This is a genomic window from Mesorhizobium sp. M0518, from assembly GCF_040321125.1.
Classification (GTDB): domain Bacteria; phylum Pseudomonadota; class Alphaproteobacteria; order Rhizobiales; family Rhizobiaceae; genus Mesorhizobium.
Genome location: NZ_JAMYQY010000006.1, coordinates 103,244 through 122,487, shown reverse-complemented (window position 1 = coordinate 122,487; position 19,244 = coordinate 103,244). Strand labels below are relative to the sequence as shown.

Annotated in this window: 16 protein-coding genes; 2 read left to right on the top strand and 14 right to left on the bottom strand. The window is 63.7% G+C overall.

The window, feature by feature from the left end:
• Window positions 1-64 precede the first annotated feature (64 nt).
• Both NKI66_RS10865 and NKI66_RS10860 read left to right on the top strand, forming a co-directional pair.
• Window positions 65-544, top strand: coding sequence for a DUF992 domain-containing protein (locus NKI66_RS10865; RefSeq protein ID WP_023810132.1), 480 nt, complete (start codon window positions 65-67; stop codon window positions 542-544).
• Between the two features lie 210 nt (window positions 545-754).
• Window positions 755-2,191, top strand: coding sequence for an MFS transporter (locus tag NKI66_RS10860; protein WP_023810133.1), 1,437 nt, complete (start codon window positions 755-757; stop codon window positions 2,189-2,191).
• Window positions 2,192-2,203: 12 nt separating this feature from the next.
• Here NKI66_RS10860 and NKI66_RS10855 read toward each other — a convergent pair whose 3' ends face one another.
• The 14 genes from NKI66_RS10855 to NKI66_RS10790 form a co-directional block, all read right to left on the bottom strand.
• Entirely contained in the window at window positions 2,204-2,896 is a 693-nt protein-coding gene (locus NKI66_RS10855) for a response regulator transcription factor (RefSeq protein WP_023810134.1), read from the bottom strand.
• On the bottom strand, window positions 2,893-5,628 hold the full coding sequence (locus NKI66_RS10850) for a DUF4118 domain-containing protein (protein WP_352751616.1): 2,736 nt from the start codon (window positions 5,626-5,628) through the stop codon (window positions 2,893-2,895). Before NKI66_RS10850 ends, NKI66_RS10855 begins: the two co-directional genes overlap by 4 nt.
• A gap of 54 nt (window positions 5,629-5,682) precedes the next feature.
• Window positions 5,683-6,249: a potassium-transporting ATPase subunit KdpC gene (gene kdpC / locus NKI66_RS10845; RefSeq protein ID WP_023810136.1), complete on the bottom strand. Its 567-nt coding sequence runs from the start codon at window positions 6,247-6,249 to the stop codon at window positions 5,683-5,685.
• A gap of 74 nt (window positions 6,250-6,323) precedes the next feature.
• Entirely contained in the window at window positions 6,324-8,417 is a 2,094-nt protein-coding gene (gene kdpB, locus NKI66_RS10840; protein WP_128303165.1) for a potassium-transporting ATPase subunit KdpB, read from the bottom strand.
• A complete protein-coding gene (locus NKI66_RS10835) occupies window positions 8,414-8,611 on the bottom strand; it encodes a hypothetical protein (protein ID WP_352722284.1) in 198 nt (65 codons plus the stop codon). The genes kdpB and NKI66_RS10835 overlap by 4 nt, the downstream gene beginning before the upstream one ends.
• 25 nt (window positions 8,612-8,636) lie before the next feature.
• Window positions 8,637-10,340, bottom strand: coding sequence for a potassium-transporting ATPase subunit KdpA (gene kdpA, locus NKI66_RS10830; RefSeq protein ID WP_023810139.1), 1,704 nt, complete (start codon window positions 10,338-10,340; stop codon window positions 8,637-8,639).
• A 21-nt stretch (window positions 10,341-10,361) separates the two neighbouring features.
• The gene (locus NKI66_RS10825) at window positions 10,362-10,451 is read right to left on the bottom strand and encodes a K(+)-transporting ATPase subunit F (RefSeq protein ID WP_023810140.1); all 90 of its coding nucleotides are present in this window, start codon (window positions 10,449-10,451) and stop codon (window positions 10,362-10,364) included.
• Between the two features lie 452 nt (window positions 10,452-10,903).
• Window positions 10,904-11,206, bottom strand: coding sequence for a DUF982 domain-containing protein (locus NKI66_RS10820; protein WP_023810142.1), 303 nt, complete (start codon window positions 11,204-11,206; stop codon window positions 10,904-10,906).
• A gap of 257 nt (window positions 11,207-11,463) precedes the next feature.
• The gene (locus NKI66_RS10815; protein ID WP_023810143.1) at window positions 11,464-11,688 is read right to left on the bottom strand and encodes an alkylphosphonate utilization protein; all 225 of its coding nucleotides are present in this window, start codon (window positions 11,686-11,688) and stop codon (window positions 11,464-11,466) included.
• Window positions 11,689-11,851: 163 nt separating this feature from the next.
• Window positions 11,852-12,664 carry an NAD-dependent epimerase/dehydratase family protein gene (locus NKI66_RS10810; RefSeq protein ID WP_023810144.1) on the bottom strand — a complete coding sequence of 271 codons (813 nt, stop codon included), beginning with the start codon at window positions 12,662-12,664 and terminating at the stop codon, window positions 11,852-11,854.
• A 3-nt stretch (window positions 12,665-12,667) separates the two neighbouring features.
• Window positions 12,668-13,870 carry a pyridoxal phosphate-dependent aminotransferase gene (locus NKI66_RS10805; RefSeq protein WP_023810145.1) on the bottom strand — a complete coding sequence of 401 codons (1,203 nt, stop codon included), beginning with the start codon at window positions 13,868-13,870 and terminating at the stop codon, window positions 12,668-12,670.
• Window positions 13,867-15,486 carry a hydantoinase B/oxoprolinase family protein gene (locus NKI66_RS10800; protein ID WP_023810146.1) on the bottom strand — a complete coding sequence of 540 codons (1,620 nt, stop codon included), beginning with the start codon at window positions 15,484-15,486 and terminating at the stop codon, window positions 13,867-13,869. Before NKI66_RS10800 ends, NKI66_RS10805 begins: the two co-directional genes overlap by 4 nt.
• Window positions 15,483-17,576 carry a hydantoinase/oxoprolinase family protein gene (locus NKI66_RS10795; protein ID WP_023810147.1) on the bottom strand — a complete coding sequence of 698 codons (2,094 nt, stop codon included), beginning with the start codon at window positions 17,574-17,576 and terminating at the stop codon, window positions 15,483-15,485. The genes NKI66_RS10800 and NKI66_RS10795 overlap by 4 nt, the downstream gene beginning before the upstream one ends.
• Window positions 17,573-19,243, bottom strand: a complete 1,671-nt coding sequence (locus NKI66_RS10790) for a thiamine pyrophosphate-binding protein (protein WP_023810148.1) — start codon at window positions 19,241-19,243, stop codon at window positions 17,573-17,575. The genes NKI66_RS10795 and NKI66_RS10790 overlap by 4 nt, the downstream gene beginning before the upstream one ends.
• Between the last annotated feature and the right edge of the window lies 1 nt (window position 19,244).

The following is a 19,244-nucleotide window of genomic DNA, read 5'->3' as shown; positions in this document are numbered from 1 at the left end:
TCACCCCGCGGCGCGGAACCAGATAGGATGGTTTCGCGCCGTTTGATTTTGGAGGGGAACCATCATGCTGAAGACAGCCATAGCTGCCGCCATGTTCACCACGCTATCCGGAGCGGTGCAGGCGCAGGACCGAGGCATGGAAGTCGGTACGCTTGACTGCGCCATAGGCGGCGGCACCGGCTTCATCTTCGGCTCAAGCAAGGATCTGAGCTGCACCTTTAACCCCGCCGACAAAAGCTTCGCGCCGGAAGCCTATTTCGGCGCTGTCAACAAATACGGCCTCGACATCGGCACGACGAAGCAGACGGTCATGCAGTGGATCGTGCTGACGCCGCTGAAGAACATCTATGCGCCGGGTGCGCTGGCCGGCGACTACATCGGCGCCAGCGCGGAGGTGACGGCCGCCGTCGGCGCCGGCGCCAATCTGCTGGTCGGCGGCTCCTCTCAGGCCTTCACCTTGCAGCCGCTCAGCTTGCAGACGCAGACCGGCATGAACCTCGCGATCGGCGTCAGCCAATTCCAGCTGCGCAGCACCGAGAACTGATCGCGCAACGAACCCGCAACCGGAAAGGCTGCCGCGCGAACGATCTTCAAAAAAACCGCTTGAGCTCAACCCCGGTTGAGGTTTTACAAGCCTGCCCCGAACGCCACAACGCCTCGATCCGGCGCTGTCGATTCGCATGGTCCTGCCGGAAACCCGTACTGGCTTCTGGCGTGCTGCGCTGGCGTCGAGATATGCAAGACAGGGGTGGAAATGACCGAGATCAGCACGAACAGGGTCGACTGGCGCTTATTGTGGGCAAGCGGCGACCTGGCGCGCTTCTGCTTCATCAGCCTCGGCATCCTGCTGCACGCCACCAACGAGACGATGGTGGCAACGGTGATGCCGGCCATGGTCGGCGAACTGGCGGGCGTACAGCTCGTCGGCTGGTCGCTGGCGATCTACGAACTCGGCGCCATCGTTGCCGGCGCAGCCGCCGGACGACTGGTGAGTTATGTCCCCTTGCGCACCAACATGGTGGTCGCCGCGCTGCTCTACGCAGCAGGCGCGCTGATATGCGCCACCTCGCCTTCCATGCCACTGTTCCTCGCCGGCCGCCTGATCGAAGGACTTGGCGGCGGTGCGCTGGTGTCGCTGGCCTTCGTCTCGGTCGAACGACTGTTCTCGCGCGCCATCTGGCCGCAGCTTTTCGGCATCATGTCGGCGATCTGGGGCGTCGCCGCCTTCAGCGGACCATTGCTCGGCGCGATCATGACCGAGCTGTTGTCATGGCGCTGGGCCTTCGGCATCTTTACTCTCGGCGGCACTGCCATGGCGCTGGCAAGCTTCATCGTGCTCGACACGCCGCAGGCGACGAAACCCAAGACGAGCACGGGCAAGGCGCCGCCCTTCCCGTTCGCGGCCCTTGGCTGCCTTGCCGTCGCCGTGGTGTTGATTGCCTCGGCCGGCGTCGACATCGCCTTGCTGCGCTCTTCGCTGCTGATGGCCTTCGGCCTGATAGGCCTGGTGCTGTTCTTCACCATCGACGCGCTGAAGCCGCGTTCGCGGCTGTTTCCGGCGCGGCTGTTCTCGTGGCGCACGCCGGTCGGCGCCGGCATGACCATGGTTGCCGCCTTTTCGGTGGCGACCTGTTCCTTCGGCGTCTACGGGCCGCTGTTGCTGACCAGTCTTCACGACATTCCGCTGCTGACCACCGGCTACATCATCGCCGCCGAATCGATCGCCTGGTCGATCCTGTCGATCCTGGTCGCCAACGCGCCGCCGCAGCGCGAGCGGCTGATCATCGTCGGCGGCGCGGTGATGATCGCGGCCGGCATCGCAGGCTTTGCGTATGCGATACCGCTGGGCTCCATTCCGCTGATCCTGATCTGCGCCCTGCTGCAAGGCGGCGGCTTCGGCGTGGCCTGGCCCTTCCTCACGCGCGTCATCGTGGCCTCCGCGCCGGAGGGCGAGCAGACCATCGCCTCGGCGGCGGTGCCGACCATGCAGCGCATCGGCTATGCCGTGGGCGCCGCACTCGCCGGCATCGTCGCCAACGCCAGCGGCTTTTCGCAAGGTCTGAACCACGACGCGGCGGCGAATGTCGCGTCGTGGTTGTTTCTTGCCTTCGTGCCGCTCGGCATTGTCGGCTGCCTCGCGGCCTTGCGGGTTTCCAGACCGCTTGGCCAGCCACGGGAAGCTATCGGCTAAAACCTGGCCTGCTCACTCGACCTCGCGCAGGCGGTAGCCGACGCCGGTCTCGGTGGTGATGTAGCGCGGCTGGTCGGGGCTCTTCTCGATCTTCTGCCTGAGCTGCCGCACATAGACCCTGAGATACTGCACGTCGGTCGAGTCGCCCCAGACCTGCTTCAACAGGAAATGATGGGTCAGCACCTTGCCGGCGTGCTGCACCAGCATGCGCAGGATGTCGTATTCCTTCGGCGAGAGCTTTACCTCCTTGCCCTCGACCTTGACGATGCGCTTGACCAGATCGACGCTGAGATCGCCGGTCTGGAAAATCGGCTTCTCGCCCTGCTGCTGGAACTTGTGGCGGAGCGCCACGCGAATGCGCGCCACCAGCTCATTCATGCCGAAAGGCTTGGTGACATAGTCGTCGGCGCCGAGTTCCAGGGCCTGGACGATGCCGGCCTCGTCGGTCCGGCTGGACAGGATGACCACTGGAATGTCGAGACCATCGTCGCGCCATTTGCGCAGCAGTTCATGGCCGCTCATGCCGGGCAGCCCAAGGTCGAGCAGGACGAGGTCCGGCTTCTCCGCCTCCATCAGCTCGATCGCCACCTTCGCGTTCGGCGCCTCGCTGACCGCATAACCTTGGCTGCCGAGCCCGACGCGCAGCAGCTTGCGGATCGGCGGCTCGTCATCGACGACCAATATTCTGACGTTCGAGTTTGTCATGCCAGGTCACCCACATCGTGGTCGTCGGTATTCGAAGCGTCGAAATTGGGCGGATTTGCCGGCCTGGGCATTTTGATGGTGAACACCGCGCCCGAACCGTCGGTCCGGTTTGCCGCCATGATCGTGCCACCCATCGCTTCGACGAAGCCGCGGCAGATCGACAGGCCGAGCCCCGTACCGGCGCGGATCTGGTCGCCCTTGCGCACTCGATAGAACGTGTCGAAAATCCGTTCCAGATCGCCGGGAGGAATGCCTGGCCCTTCATCCATGATTTGCAGCAGGACGGAGCCATTGTCGGTCCAACCCTGCATGCGAATCGTCGAGCCTGCCGGGGCATATTTCGCCGCATTGTCGAGAAGATTGAACAACGCTTGCTCGAACAGCACCGGGTCGACCTTCAACATCGGCAAATCCTTGGGGATGTCGGTCTCGATCTTGTGCTCGCCAATGATTTTCCTGGCCCTTTGCAAGGCGGAGCCGACGATGTCGCCGACATAGTGAAAGGCGTAGTTCGACTCCATCGCGCCGGACTCGATCTTGGTCATGTCGAGCAGATTGGCGATGAAGCGGTTCAACCGCTCGGATTCGTCCAGCACCGTCGACAGCAGTTCGGCCCGGTCCGGTTCGGGAAGCGCGACTGAAAAATCCCGCAGCGTGCCAGCCGCGCCCATGATGGCAGCGAGCGGCGTTTTCAGATCATGGGAAATGGAGGTGAGCAGCGCCGAGCGCAGCCTGTCCGCCTCGGCCGCGAGCTTGGCACGGTCGACGTCGGCAACCAATTGAATACGTTCGATGGCGACCGCCGCCTGGTCGGCCAGTGCGTCAAGCAGCCGCTGCTGCTCGGGCGTCAGCAGCGGACCCTGCTTGTCGTTGTCCAGGCCGACGACCCCGATGGCCGTGCGCCCCGTCCGCAAGGGCAAATAGAGGCGCTTGGCGCCTGGAAGCGTGTCGGCGCCGCGACCCGCGGCACGATTGTGCTCCCAGGCCCAGCGGGCGGCGGCGATGTCGGCTTCGGCCAGCGTGTCGTCGGGCGGATAGCCGGCCTTGACGGTGATGGTCCCGTCTTCCGGCAAAAGCAGCACCACCCGCAGCTTCAGCATCGAGGCGATCTGGAAGGCCGTGGCCCAAAGGACGTCGTCGAGCGTGCCGGCGCCGGCGAGCTTCTTTGAAAAGAGGTAGATGTCTTCCGTGGCCCGCGCCCGCGAGCGGGCGGCGACCGCCTGGCGCTGCACGCGCGCCGTCAGATTGCTGGCGATGACCGCAACGACGAGAAAGACGCCAAGCGCGACGATGCTCTCCGGATCCCGGATCGTCAGCGTATAACGAGGCTCCAGGAAGAAATAATTGAAAGCAAGGGCGCTGGCGAAACAAGCGTACAGAGCCGGCCACAGACCGCCGGTTACCGCCGATGCCAGTACGCCGATGAGAAGAATGATCGCCAGGTTGCGAACGTCGAGAAACTGGTCGAGAACGACGGCGAAGGCGAGCGAACCGATGACAAAGGCCGTGGCCTTGAGATAGGGCCAGATCTCGAACTGCCACTGCTCGTCCGCCGCCTTGACACTCCTCGACGTCACCTCGGCGTTGCGTTCGGTTCCTGAAATGACATGGACGCTGATGTCACCGGCGTTGCGGATGAGATCGTAGGTGAGCGAGCCTTCGATCAATTCCCGCCAGCGCGACCGGGTCGGCCTGCCGACCACGATATGGGTGAAATTGTTCGCCGTCGCATGGCGAACAAGGTCCTGCGCGATGTTCTGACCGGGAATGGTGGTCACCTCGGCGCCGAGCTGTTCGGCAAGCCGCAGGTTCGTAGCGAGCCGATCCTTGTCCGCTTCGGGCATGCTGGCCGAGCGAGGGCTGTCGACATGCAGCGCCGTCCACGGGGCACGGAGCCGGTCGGCCAACCTGCGCGCGTAGCGAATACGCGCCGCCCCGCCCGGACGCGCGTCGACGCAGACGAGTACCCTTTCCCCCGCAGCCCACGGTCCAGGAATGGCGTGGGCCTGCATATGGATCAGCAACTGGTCGTCGACGCGCTGCGCGGTGCGGCGCAGCGCCAGCTCCCTGAGCGCCGTCAGATTGCCCGGCGAGAAATAGTTCTCGATCGCGCGCTGCGCGGTGTTGGGGAAATAGACCTTGCCTTCCTCGAGCCGCTTGATCAGGTCGTCGGGAGTGAGATCGATGATCTCGACATCGTCGGCCTGGTCGATGATGGAATCGGGAACCGTCTCGCGAACCCTGACCTTGGTGATCTGGGCGACAACGTCGTTCAGGCTTTCGACATGCTGGATGTTGAGCGTCGTGTAGACGTCGATGCCGTGCGTCAGGATTTCCTGGACGTCGAGATAGCGCTTGGGATGGCGGCTGCCGGGCGCATTGGTGTGGGCGAGTTCGTCGACAAGAACCAGCGCCGGGCGCCGGGCGAGGATGGCGTCGATGTCCATCTCGTCGAGGATGCGCCCCTTGTAGTCGACCTTGCGGCGGGCAATGACCTCATAACCCTCGACCAGGGCCAGTGTCTCCTTGCGCCCATGCGTCTCGACGACACCGATCACCACATCCACGCCGTCGGTCAGCCTGGCGCGGCCCGACATCAGCATCTCATAGGTCTTGCCTACGCCGGGAGCGGCACCCAGGAATATCCGCAGCCGGCCGCGACCTTCCCGCTCGGCATGGTCAAGCAGTGCGTCGGGAGAAGGTCTGGCGTCGTTGTTTCTGTCGTCCGGCATCGGGACCGATCATGGATGGCGCCGGAGATACTGTCGATCCCCAGCCCGCACCATTCACTGTTTCGCGGCGTCCAGCGCAAGGTTGAGACCGAGCACATTGACCACCGGTTCGCCCATGAAGCCGAGTTCCCTGCCCTCGACCTGACTGTCGACAAGCGCCTTGACCTTGGCTTCATCGATCCCCCTGGCCTTGGCCACCCTGGCGACCTGGAAGTAGGCTGCTTTGGGACTGATATCGGGATCGAGGCCACTGCCGGACGTCGTCACCAGGTCCATCGGGACGGGCTGGTTCGGATTCTCCGCCTTCAGTCTTTCCGCATCGCCCTTGATGCGGTCGATCAGCTTGGGATTGGTCGGGCCGAGATTGCTGCCGCTCGAAGCGGCGGCGTTGTAGCCGTCGCCGGCGGCCGAGGGGCGGCCATGGAAATACTTGTCGCTGGCAAAGCCCTGGCCGATCAGTTCGGAGCCGATAACCTTGCCATCCTTCTCGATCAGGCTGCCATTGGCCTGGCGCGGGAAGATCGCCTGGGCGATGCCGGTCATGCCGATCGGATAGATCAGGCCGGTCAGGACCGTGAAGAAGACGATCATGATGATCGCGGGTCTTAGCTGGGTGAGCATGGAGATGTTCCTCAAAGCAATTCCAGGAAAAGTGTGAAGCGGTTTTCCGTCCGGAATTGCGTTAAAACAAAGAGTTAAGCGAGGCCAAGCGCGGTGACGATCATGTCGATCGCCTTGATGCCGACGAACGGCACGATGAGGCCGCCGAGGCCGTAGACGAGAAGATTGCGGCTGAGCAGCGCGCCGGCGCCAATGGCGCGGTATTTGACGCCCTTCAGCGACAGCGGGATCAGCGCGATGATGATCAGCGCGTTGAAGATGATGGCCGACAGGATGGCGCTTTGCGGCGTCGCCAGATGCATGACGTTGAGTGCCTGCAGCGGGCCGGTCGTCTGTCCCGGTGCGACGTAGAAGACGGCGAACATCGCCGGAATGATGGCGAAATACTTGGCCACATCGTTGGCGATCGAGAAGGTTGTCAGCGAACCCCGCGTCATCAAGAGCGCCTTGCCGATCTCGACGATCTCGATGAGCTTGGTCGGATCGCTGTCGAGATCGATCATGTTGCCGGCCTCGCGGGCGGCAACCGTGCCGGTGTTCATGGCGACGCCGACATCGGCTTGTGCAAGGGCGGGTGCATCGTTGGTGCCGTCGCCGCACATGGCCACCAGCTTGCCCTTGGCCTGTTCGTCGCGGATCAGCTTCAGCTTGTCCTCCGGTGTGGCCTGAGCGAGGAAGTCGTCGACGCCGGCTTCCGCGGCGATCGCCGCCGCCGTCATCGGATTGTCACCGGTGATCATCACCGTGCGGATGCCCATGCGGCGCAGTTCGGTGAAACGCTCCCTGATGCCGCCCTTGACGATGTCCTTGAGGTGGACGACGCCGAGCAGGCGCCCGTCGCGTTCGACCGCCAGCGGCGTGCCGCCGGACTTGGCGATCTCGTCGGCGATGGACTGGAGATCGCGGATGGATTCGCTGCTTGGGCGCGTGCCATGGGCGGCGGCTGCCGACTGGTTGACATGGGCAAGCACGGAATCGACGGCGCCCTTGCGCACCGATGAACCATCGATGTCGACGCCGCTCATACGGGTCTGCGCTGTGAAGGGCACGAAAGTGGCGTGCAGCGTTGCCATGTCGCGGGCGCGGATGGCGTATTTCTCCTTGGCCAGCACGACGATGGAGCGGCCTTCCGGCGTCTCGTCGGCGAGCGAGGCAAGCTGGGCCGCGTCGGCCAGTTCCTGTTCGGTGACGCCCTTGACCGGGCGAAACTGCGTCGCCTGGCGGTTGCCTAGTGTGATCGTGCCGGTCTTGTCGAGCAGCAGCGTGTCGACGTCGCCTGCGGCTTCCACGGCGCGGCCCGACATGGCCAGCACGTTGAATCGCACCAGACGGTCCATACCGGCGATGCCGATGGCCGAAAGCAGCGCGCCGATCGTGGTCGGGATCAAGGTGACGAACAGCGCCACCAGAACGGTCACCGAGATATAGCCGCCCGAGTAGGAGGCAAAACTCGGGATCGTCGCGGTGGCCAGCACGAAGATCAGCGTCATGCCGACGAGCAGGATGTTGAGCGCGATCTCGTTCGGCGTCTTCTGGCGCTCGGCACCTTCGACCAGTGAGATCATGCGGTCGAGGAAGGTATGGCCGGAGGCGGCGGTGATGCGGACGCGGACCCAGTCGGACAGCACCTGGGTGCCACCGGTGACCGCCGAACGGTCGCCACCGGATTCGCGAATGACCGGCGCGGATTCGCCCGTGATCGCAGCCTCGTTGACCGAAGCAACGCCTTCGATCACTTCGCCGTCGGACGGGATGATGTCGCCGGCCTCGACCAGCACGGCATCGCCGACCTTGAGGCTGGTGCCGGGCACGAGTTTGTATTTGGTGCGGTCTTCACCGGTCAAAAGCTTGGCCTGGGTCTCGGTGCGTGCCTTGCGCAGCGAATCCGCCTGCGCCTTGCCGCGGCCTTCTGCGACCGCTTCGGCGAAGTTGGCGAACAGCACGGTAAACCAAAGCCAGATGATGATCTGCAGCGTGAAGCCGAGATTGCCGCCTCCGGTGACCAGGTCCTTGACGAACAGCACCGTGGTGAGCGCCGAGACGACGGCAACGACGAACATCACCGGGTTCCTGGCCAGCGTGCGCGGATCGAGCTTGCGGAAGGCGCCGCCAATGGCGGGAACCAAGATGCGGGCATCCATGATGCTGGCTGATTTCGAGTTGCTCATTTTGAAGCTCCGGCTTCGGTGTTGTTGGACGGCACCCGATGATTGGATGCCGAAAGGAAATGCGGCGGCCTGTAGGCCAGCAGCCAGAGGACGAGCATGACTGCCGCAAGGCCGAGAAACGTCGACAGGGTCGGGAAAGGAGGAGGTCTCTCCTCCTTTCCGTGATCGTCCCTGTGGCCGACCTTGCGGCGCATGGCATTGAACCAGGACATGACGGTCTCAGAAGGTCTGCCCGTGAGCCATCGCCAGGTGCTCGATGATCGGCCCGACGGCGAGCGCCGGGAAGAAGGTGAGGCCACCGACGATCAGGATGACGCCGACCAGCAGCCCGACGAACAGCGGGCCATCGGTCGGGAAGGTGCCGGCGGAAGCCGGAACCGTTTTCTTCGCCACCAGCGAGCCGGCAATGGCCAGCGCCGGAATGATGACCAGGAAGCGGCCCATCAGCATGCCGATGCCGATCGTGATGTTGTACCAGGGCGTGTTGCCGCTGAGGCCGCCAAAGGCCGAACCGTTGTTGGCCGCCGCCGAAGTGTAGGCATACAGAACCTCGGAGAAGCCGTGCGGGCCGGCATTGCCCATCGACGCCACGCCGGTCGGCAGCACGACGGCGATGGCCGTGAAGATCAGCATCGCCAGCGGCAGGCATAGTATGGCCAACATAGCCATCTTGACCTCCTTGGCCTCGATCTTCTTGCCGAGATATTCGGGCGTGCGGCCGACCATCAGGCCGGCAATGAAGACGGCAACGACGATGTACATCAGGATGCCGTAGAGACCCGCGCCGACACCGCCGACGATGACTTCGCCAAGCTGCATGTTGATGATCGGGATCATGCCGCCGAGCGCGGTGAACGAGCCGTGCATGGCGTTCACCGCGCCGCAGGAAGCGGCCGTGGTGATGACGGCAAACAGCGCCGACAGGGCGGTGCCGAAACGCGTCTCCTTGCCCTCCATGTTGCCGCCGTCGATGCCCAGCGCATGCACCAGCGGGTTGCCGGCGGCTTCCGCCCAATAGCAGATGGCGACACCGGCGATGAACATGACGCCCATGGCCGAGAGGATCGCCCAGCCCTGGCGCTGGTTGCCGATCATGCGGCCGAAGACATTGGTCAAGGCGGCGCCGATGGCGAAGATCGACACCATCTGGATCAGGTTGGAGATCGCGTCGGGGTTCTCGAACGGGTGCGCGGCATTGGCGTTGAAGAAACCACCGCCATTGGTGCCGAGCATCTTGATGGCCACCTGCGAAGCGACCGGGCCGACGGCGATGGTCTGTTGCGCGCCTTCCAGCGTCGTGGCGTTGACGTAGGCGCCGAGCGTCTGCGGCATGCCGAGCCAGACATAGACCAGCGTCAGCACGATGCAGAACGGCAGAAGCAGATAGAGTGTGGAGCGGGTCATATCGACCCAGAAATTGCCGATCGACTTGCCGGAGGCCCGTGCAAAGCCGCGGATCAGCGCGATGGCGATGGCAATGCCGGTGGCCGCCGAAACGAAGTTCTGCACCGTCAGCCCGGCCATCTGCACGAGATAGGACATCGTGCTCTCGCCACCATAGTTCTGCCAGTTGGTGTTGGTCATGAAGCTGGCGGCGGTGTCGAAGGCCAGCCCTGGTTCAACCGCTGTCATGCCGGCAGGATTGTAAGGCAGGCTGCCCTGCAGACGCTGCAGGGCATAAAGCGCCAGGAAGCCGGCGAGGTTGAAGAGCAGCAGGGCGACCGCGTAGGTGGTCCAGTGCTGTTCCTCGCGTTCGCTGGTTCCGCAGATACGATAAAGCCCGCGCTCAAGCGGGCGAAGGACCGGCGAAAGCAGCGTGCGGTCGCCGTTGAAGACGCGGTGCATGTAGCCGCCGAGCGGCTTCACCAGCAATATGACGATCCCGCAATAGACCAGGATCTGTATCCAACCGTTCAGTGTCATGGCTGTGGGCTTTCCGTGCCTTCAGAAGCGTTCTGGACGAACGAGGGCGTATGTCAGGTAGGCGAGCAGGAACAGCGTAACGCCGCCACCGAGAATATAGTCGATGATCATTTTTTCAGCCTCGCTCTAGAGCGCGTCACAAGCTTTGATGTAGGCGAAACAAAAGGCGAAGAACAAAATTCCGATCCCGATAACGGCTATATCCATTGTGTTTATTCCTTTTGTTCTTTTGCACTTTGCGAATTTGACAGGAGAGTTCGCAATATATCGGAAGTGGCCCGTCGCATCTTTGGCGACGGAACCGGTTGTGTTTTCTGAAAGGAATATGGACCCGATCGCCATAAAGGTTCGAGACAGGGCGCAGTGGAAAGAAATAGGAATGTCATAAAGATTTTTGCGCGGGCTCTTCCCAACACTCCACCCAGGCATTGTCGCCCAAGGCACACGGCCAACCACAGGATTGCGATTTCCTTGCGAGCTGCCGGAAACGGGAAAGCCCGGCTGGGGGCCAGCCGGGCTTTCTATGGTGGTATGGCTTCAGCCGCCACGGGGAACATCAATCTTCAGGCGGCGTAGCCGCCATAACCACGCGCAACGGCGTGCACGCCCGCCACCGGCTCGAGGTCCGGCCACAGGATGCCCGCGGCTTGCGCGAATTCGAGCAACGCCCGGCGCGCCTGCTCGACGCTCACATAACCTGGAACGGCCAGATCACATGCCTTCACCGCATTTCGGTAGAGCGGGCCGCGGCGGGAGGTGGTCCAATTGGTGAGGAAATCGTGCATTTCGGCCAGCGAGGCAATCTCGCGCTTGAAGCCGAGGCCGACCGACAGTGCGACCGGTGAATGAAACAGCTTGTCGTGCATGAAGCGGGCTCCTGGTTTTTTCGCGCGCTTGGAGAGATATCCGGGCGGGTCCGCGAACGGGACGCCGTGAAACGCGCGGAGCGGCAGGAGGTTCCAGACTTAGGTCTTGGCGGTTTTTTGTGCCTGGTCGGCGAAATCATCAATTTTACAGCGCAACTGTCGGGTGCCGGACGCTCAATGGCTCCGCGACCCACTTGGCGACGGCAGGCTTTCCGGAATCCCGAAGGAGCCATCGAGATCGCTTGCCGCCTTGAGGCTTACGCCTTCTTCACGAACTCCGTCTTGAGCACCAGGCCTTTCACTTGCTTGGTGTTGCATTCGATCTCGCCGGGATTGCCGTTCAGCCGGATGGCCTTCACCAACGTGCCGCGCTTGATCGTCTCCGAAGTGCCTTTGACTTTGAGGTCTTTGATCAGCGTGACGGAATCGCCGTCATTCAATTGAGCGCCATTGCTGTCGCGCACGAGTACATCGTTCGGCATGCCATCTCCTGTGATTTGGATCCCACTACCAGATCAGGTGAGAATCCCAAAACCGATGACGACCGCCGACAACCTGCTCGATCTCCGCCACCATGCGTGAATCCATCGCCTGCCGCATCTCGGCTTCCGGTCTGCGCCATCTAGCGGATTGGTATTTCGATAGCTACGCCGGCTCGTCGTCCGGATGGCCAAGCTCGCAGAACCACCCGCCCAGATACTTCACCGATGGCGCCTTGGGATCCGGAATCTGCGTCTTCGCCTCGACCGCTGCGCGGAACGGCTCGGCACTATCCTGCGGAGAAAACCCCAGATGGTTGGCGCCGCTGTTGTCGACCGTTTTCACCTTGTTGTCGGAAAGGCCGAAGGAGATCGTATGGCCGACGCGCGGCGCGGTGAGAGCTGCCTCGACCAGACGCACACAGTCGGCGAAGGAGAGGTATGACCATAGCATGCGACGGTCCGCCGGTTCGGGGAAGGATGAAAAGATGCGCAGGCACGCCGTCTCGATGCCGAACTTGTCCCAGTAAAGCCGGCTCAGGCTCTCGACGAAGTTCTTCGACACGCCATAGAGGCTGTCGGGACGGACCGGCACGTCGACGCCGATATGCGCCTCGACCTCGTGATAGCCGACGGCATGTACGGAGGAGGCATAGATGACTCGTTTCACGCCGTGTTTCCGGGCGCCCTCGTAGATGTGATAGGAGCCGCGGATGCTGGAGTCCAGGATGGTTTGCCATTCGCATTCGAGTGGTGCGCCGCCGAAATGCACGATCGCGTCGCAATCCTTGGTGGCGGCAATCGTCGCCTCCATATCGGCGAGGTCGAAGACCGCTTCTTCCTCGTGTGGAGCAAGATCGCCGAACGGTTCGCGGCCTGCCAGGCGGATCGTTTTTGCCAGCGGCACCAGCCCCTTTCGCAGTTCCGAACCGAGGCGGCCGGCCGCGCCGGTGATCAGGATGCGTTCGTAATGCGGCATGATCTACTCCACTTGCGCGACGGCGGCGTTGATGCGCGCGATCGCTTCGGTCAGCACCTCTTCGCCGGTCGCGGTCGAGATGCGGAAATAGGGTGAAAGTCCATAGGCGGCGCCCGGCACCGAGGCCACGCGCCCTTCGTTCAGGAGATAATTCGCCACTGCCGTGTCGTCCTCGAGCACGACGCCTTTTGGGGTCCTGCGGCCGATCAGGCTGGCGCAGCCAATATAGGCATAGAAGGCGCCTTCCGGTGGCGAAAGCGTAAGACCGTTGATTCGCCTGATGCCGTCGACGACAAGGTCGCGGCGCGCCTCGAACGCCTGCCGAAAGCGTGCCACCTCGTCCTGAGGGCCGTTGAGCGCGGCCACCGTCGCCGCTTGCGCGATCGAGCAGACGGACGTGCAGGACTGGCTCTGGATGGTCGCCATCGCCCTGGTGAGCGGCGCCGGCCCGGCGGCATAGCCGACACGCCACCCGGTCATCGCATAGGATTTGGAGACGCCGTTGACGATCAGGGTGCGGTCCCTGAGTTCCGGGCAAGCCTTGCCGAAGGAGACGAAGTCGCGTCTGTCGAACAGGATGTGCTCGTAAATCTCGTCGGAAAGCACCAGCACCTGCGGATGCCTTGCCAAAACCGCTCCGAGTGCCCGCAGGTCCGATTGCGAATATATGGCGCCGGAGGGGTTGCCGGGCATGTTGAGGAACAGCCATTTCGTCCTTGGCGTGATGGCTTTTTCGAGCAACTCCGGCGTCAGCCGGAAGCCCGAAGTTTCCGGGCACTCGATAACGACAGGCGTGCCGCCGAGCAGCTTCACCATCTCGGGATAGGAAACGAAGTAGGGCGCCGGCAGGATCGCTTCGTCACCAGACTCCAGCGTCGCCATCAGCGCGTTGAAGATGATCTGCTTGGCGCCATTGGCCACGACGACGTCGTCCGCCGTGTAGTCCAGTCCGTTTTCGCGGCGGAACTTGCCGGCCACGGCTTCGCGCACCTCGGCCGTGCCGGCGGCACCCGTGTATAGCGTCTGGCCGGCCTTCGCGGCAAAATGCGCCGCTTCGATGATGTGGCTCGGTGTCGGGAAGTCCGGCTCGCCCAAGCCAAGATCGATCACGTCGACGCCCTTGGCGCGCAGGGCCTTGGCTGCTTGCGAAGCAGCCATGGACGCCGAAGGCTTCACCGCAGACAGGCGCGAGGCAATGTAGCTCATTTGCCGTTCTCCGAAATGTATTCCTTGGAGCGGTCGTTCGCCCGCGCCTCGGTGCTGCGCTTGGACGGATCGCCATAGCCGCCACCGCCCGGCAATTGGAGGATCAGCCGACGGCCGGCCGGAACATGCTGCCAGCCTTTGGGCCGCATCTGCGTGCCATCGTCCAGCCTGACCACGCCGGCCACTCCAGGCCCGCCGCCGTTGCGCCCGTGGGCGGGATGATTGACGCGGTCGAACATGGCCGAAAAGTCGAATTCATGGCCCTCGATCGCCTCGATTTCGATAACCTGCCCGAGCCCGCCGCGGAACTCGCCGTCGCCGCCGGAATCGGGCCGCAGCTCCTTGCGCCAGATGACGATCGGGCCGGTGTGCTCCGTTGCCTCGATCGGCATCGTATGGACGCCGGAGGGGAAGGCCGTCGCCGACAATCCGTCGAGACCGGGGCGCGCGCCCATGCCGCCGGAATTGAACATCAGCACCTCGGCGCGGCGGCCCGAACCGCCGGAGACCGGCCGAACCGAGATATGGATGTTCCACAGTGCGCCGGCGCCCTCGGCAAGGATCTTGCCGGGCATCGCCTTGGCAATCGCGCCGAGCACCAGATCGGGAACCATGTGGCCGAAGATGTGCCTGAGCGCCACCGGCGCCGGCCGCACGGCGTTCAGGATGTTGACCGGAGACGACACGGTGAAGAAGGCGAGCGACGCGGCATTGTTAGGAATATCGGGCGCCACCACGCATTTCAACGCGTAGCAGGCATAGGCCTTGCTGTAGATGATCGGGCAGTTGATGCCCCATCGGCTCATCGGGTCGGTACCGGTGAAATCGACCTCGATGCCGGCGTCCCGAACCGTGACGGTCGCCGCGAGCTTCACCGGCTTGTCGTAGCCGTCGGTCACCAGCGCGTTCGACCAGCTGCCTTTGGGCATCGCCTTGATGCGTTCGACCATGGCGTCGCGGGTGCGCGAGAAGATGAACTCGCCAAGCCCGTCCAGCGATGCCAGGCCGATCTCCTTCATCATGTCGATGAGGCGTCGGTGGCCGACTTCGTTGCAGGCGGCGAGTGAATAGAAATCGCCGACGACCTGGTTCGGCTCGCGGACGTTGGCGCGCAGGATCCTGACGAGATCGAAATTGACCTTGCCCTTCTCCGCGAACTTCATGATCGGGATCTGGATGCCTTCCTCGTAGACCGACTTGCCGTCAGCGCCGAAGCCGCGCCCACCGACATCGACCACATGCGCCGTGCAGGCGAAGAACGCAACCAATTCGCCGTTCAGGAACGACGGCGACACCATGGTGATGTCGTGCAGGTGGCCCGTGCCCAACCAGGGGTCATTGGTGACGTAGGTGTCGCCCTCGAACATGGTTTCGCGCGGGATTTCATTCATGAAATGCAGCACCGCCTCGGCCATGGTGTTGACATGGCCGGGCGTTCCCGTCACCGCCTGTGCCAGCATCTGGCCGCGGGGATCGAACACGCCCGCCGACAGGTCGCCGGATTCGCGCACCGATGTCGAGAAAGCCGTGCGCAGCAAGGTGAGGGCCTGCTCCTCGACCACCGAGATCAACCGGTTCCACATAACCTGCATGCGGATTTCACTGATGTCGCTCATGCCTGGCTGCCTTTGCGGATCAGAAGGATTGCGCCGTCGCTCTGGATGACGGCGTCGAAGCTCGTGGTGACGACGGTGGACGTCTCGCGTTCGACGATGATGACCGGGCCCGCCACCCGATCGCCGGTGCACAGCCCCTCCCGTTCGACGATGCCATAGGTCCGTGGCGCACCGCTGGCCGGATCGAACACCGCGCGGCTTGTTGCCGGCTGAGTGGTCCGCTTGCCGGTGATCAGCTCGTGCCTGGCGACAGCAGGCCGGACATCCGTCGCCTTCACGGACCAGGTGACGATCTCGATTTCCAGGCCGGCAAGTCCTTCGATGGCGCGGCCGAAGAAGCGTTGGTAATTCGCCTGGAACAAATCCTCGAGCGTGGTTGCGGCATCGTTGCCGAACGGCACGTCCGGCAGCGGCACGGGGATTTCCCAGCCCTGGCCGGCGTAGCGCATGAAGGCGGTGATTTCGCATGTGATCGTACCGTTGGCCCCTGCCCGCACGAAGCTTTCGGCTGACACTTTGAGGTCGTCGAGCAAAGCATTGGCCTCGGCCGGCTTGAACTGCGACAGCCGCGTCAGCCGGGATGCCAGGGCTTCGTAGCCGAACGGAGCCTTGAGGAAGCCGATCGCCGATCCGACGCCCGCGCCCTTGGGGACGATGCACTGGTCGATGCCGAGTTTCTCGCAAAGCCTTGCGGCGTGAAGCGGGGCCGCGCCACCGAAGGCGATCATCACGTTGTCGGAAATGTTTTTGCCGTTTTCGACGGCATGGACGCGGGCGGCATTGGCCATGTTTTCGTCCACCACCTCGCAGATGCCGAAGGCCGTCGCCATGGCATCGAGCGACAGGCGTTCGCCGACATCGCGCAGGATCGCCTGTTCGGATGCGGACGTGTCCAGCCTGATGGCGCCGCCGGCGAAATTGTCGGGATCGAGCTTGCCGAGCACCAGGTCGGCATCTGTGATGGCCGGGCGCCTGCCGCCGCGGCCGTAGCAGGCCGGGCCAGGTTCCGATCCGGCACTTTCGGGACCGGTCTGGATGCGGCCCATGGCGTCGACCCAGGCGATCGAGCCGCCGCCGGCGCCGATCTCGATCATCTCGATCACGGGAATGGAGATCGGCATGCCGGAACCTTTGCAGAAGCGATAGGTACGCGCCACTTCGAAGGTTCTGGCGGTGCGTGGCGCATAATCCTCGATCAGGCAGATCTTTGCAGTGGTGCCGCCCATGTCATAGGAGACGACCTTTTCCAGGCCGAATCGCCTGGCGATGTCGGCGGCGAAGATGGCGCCGCCGGCCGGGCCGGACTCGACGAGGCGCACGGGAAATTCCGAGGCCGTCTCCACCGAGATCAGACCGCCGCCCGAATGGATCATGAAGACCGGGCACTCGGCGCCCATCTCCTTCAAGCGGGTCTGGAAACGCGCGAGATAGTCCGCCATCTGCGGCCGCACATAGGCGTTGGCGCAGACCGTGTTGAAGCGTTCGAACTCGCGCATCTGCGGCGAGACTTCGGCGCTGATCGAAATCGGGATGGTAAGCTTGCGGGACAGGATAGCGCGTGCCCGGCGCTCATGATCAGGGTTGGTGTAGGCGTGGATGAAGCCGATCGCCACGGAGCCGAAGCCGCCGGCCCCGATCCGGTCGGCAATGCCTTCCAGGGCGGCTTCGTCGAGCGGCTGAAGCTCCTGGCCTTCCGCGCCGATCCGGCCCTTTACCGTGAAACGGTGCTCGCGCGGGATTAGCGGCGCCGGCAGCTGCAGGTCGAGGTCATACTGCTCGAAGCGGTTTTCCGTACGCATCTCGATGACATCGCGGAACCCTTCGGTGGTGACCAGCGCGGTCCTGGCGCCACGGCGTTCGATGAGCGCATTCGTCGCCAGCGTCGTGCCGTGGATGATGATGCCGATCTCGGCAAGCGCGATACCGGCATCGCGCGTGACGACGGCAATGCCGTCCAGGATCGCCTGCTCGGGCGCCGCATAATTGGTCAACACCTTGGTGGAGAAGATCGTTCCCCTGAGGTCGAGCGCGACGTCGGTGAACGTGCCGCCGATGTCCGCGCCGAGACGGATGTCGTCTTTGGAGGTCATGCCTTGGCCTTCTGGGAAGCGAGCGCGGCGTCACGCATCTGGGAAAGGGTCTGTCGGGGCGTCAGCGCTTCGGGAGATATGGCGATGTCGAGGACCGCTCCCGTCACGGATCCGAGCGCCCGATCGAACGCCGCCGCGAAATCGCGCGTCGCCTCGATCCGCTCGGCATGGAAGCCATAGGCCTTTGCCAGTGTCACGAAATCAGGGTTTTCGAGCGACGTGCCCGAAACGCGCGCCGGATAGTGGCGCTCCTGATGGGCGCGGATCGTGCCGTAGATGCCGTTGTTGAGGATCAGCACGATCGGCTGCGCGCCAGCCTGCATGGCGGTTCCGAGTTCCTGGCAATTCATCTGGAAGTCGCCGTCGCCGGCAAAGCAGACGACCGTGCGTTCTGGAAACGCAACCTTGGCGGCAATTGCCGCCGGCAGGCCGTAGCCCATGGCGCCAGACTGCGGGGCGAGCAGCCGTGCGTCCGGCCCGAACTTGAAGAACTTGTTCGGCCAGACGGTGAAATTGCCGGCGCCGTTGGTGAGAATGACGTCGGGAGGCAGGTTTTCGCGCAGCCAGGCGCTGACCTCCACCATGTCCACCGGGCCGGGCTGGACGGGCGCGCCGAATGTCCCTTCATAGGCTTTGCGGGCCGTCGCGCGCCAGTCCGCCCAGCCGCCTTTGACGGGCGTCAACGCCCGGGCGAAAGCGTTCGGCCCGGCATGGATACCGATGGCCGGCACATAGATCTTGCCGATCTCGCGATCGGAGCCATGGGCATGGATCAGTTTCTGGCGCGGCAACGGCACGGACAGCAGCGTATAGCCGTCCGTGGTCATCTCGCCGAAACGCACATTGACGGCCAGGATCACGTCGGCGTCGCGGAGCAGGGCTTTGACATGCGCCACCATGCCGACGCCGGCCTCGCCGACAAAGACCGGCGAATGGTTGTCGAACTGGTCCTGATAGCGAAAGGCCGCCACGACAGGGATGTCGGAAACCTCTGCGAAAGCCTGTAGCGCCGCGCGTCCGTCCACGGTCCAGTTGGCGCCGCCCATGAGCAGGACCGGCCTCTCGGCCTTGGCCAGCAGCCTGAAGGCCGAAGCGATCGCTTCCGGCGCCGGCGCCGGCTCGAAAATGGCCACCGGTGCGCTGAGCGGAGCCGCTTCGGTCATGGTGGTCAGCATGTCCTCGGGCAGCGCGACCACGACGGGACCAGGTCGTCCGGTCAATGCGGTCGTCCATGCCCGCGCCACAATCTCGGGCAGGCGCGCGACATCGTCGATCTCGACCGCCCATTTGGCGACCGTGCCGAACACCGCCCGGTAGTCGATTTCCTGAAAGGCTTCGCGGCCCTTCATGTCGGTGCCGACCTGGCCGACGAACAGGATCATCGGCGAACTGTCCTGCATGGCCGTGTGAACGCCGATGCTGGCGTTGGTGGCGCCTGGGCCGCGCGTCACGAAACAGATGCCTGGCGAGCCGGTAAGCTTGCCGTAGGCCGAGGCCATGAACGCCGCGCCGCCTTCATTGCGGCAAAGCGTGTAGTCCAGCTTTCCCTGCGTGTCGTGCAGCGCGTCCAGGACGGCCAGATAACTTTCTCCGGGCACGCCGAAGCTCCTGGTCGCGCCAAGCCCGATCAGGCACTCGACGAGAAGGCGGCCGCCATTGCGGATCATG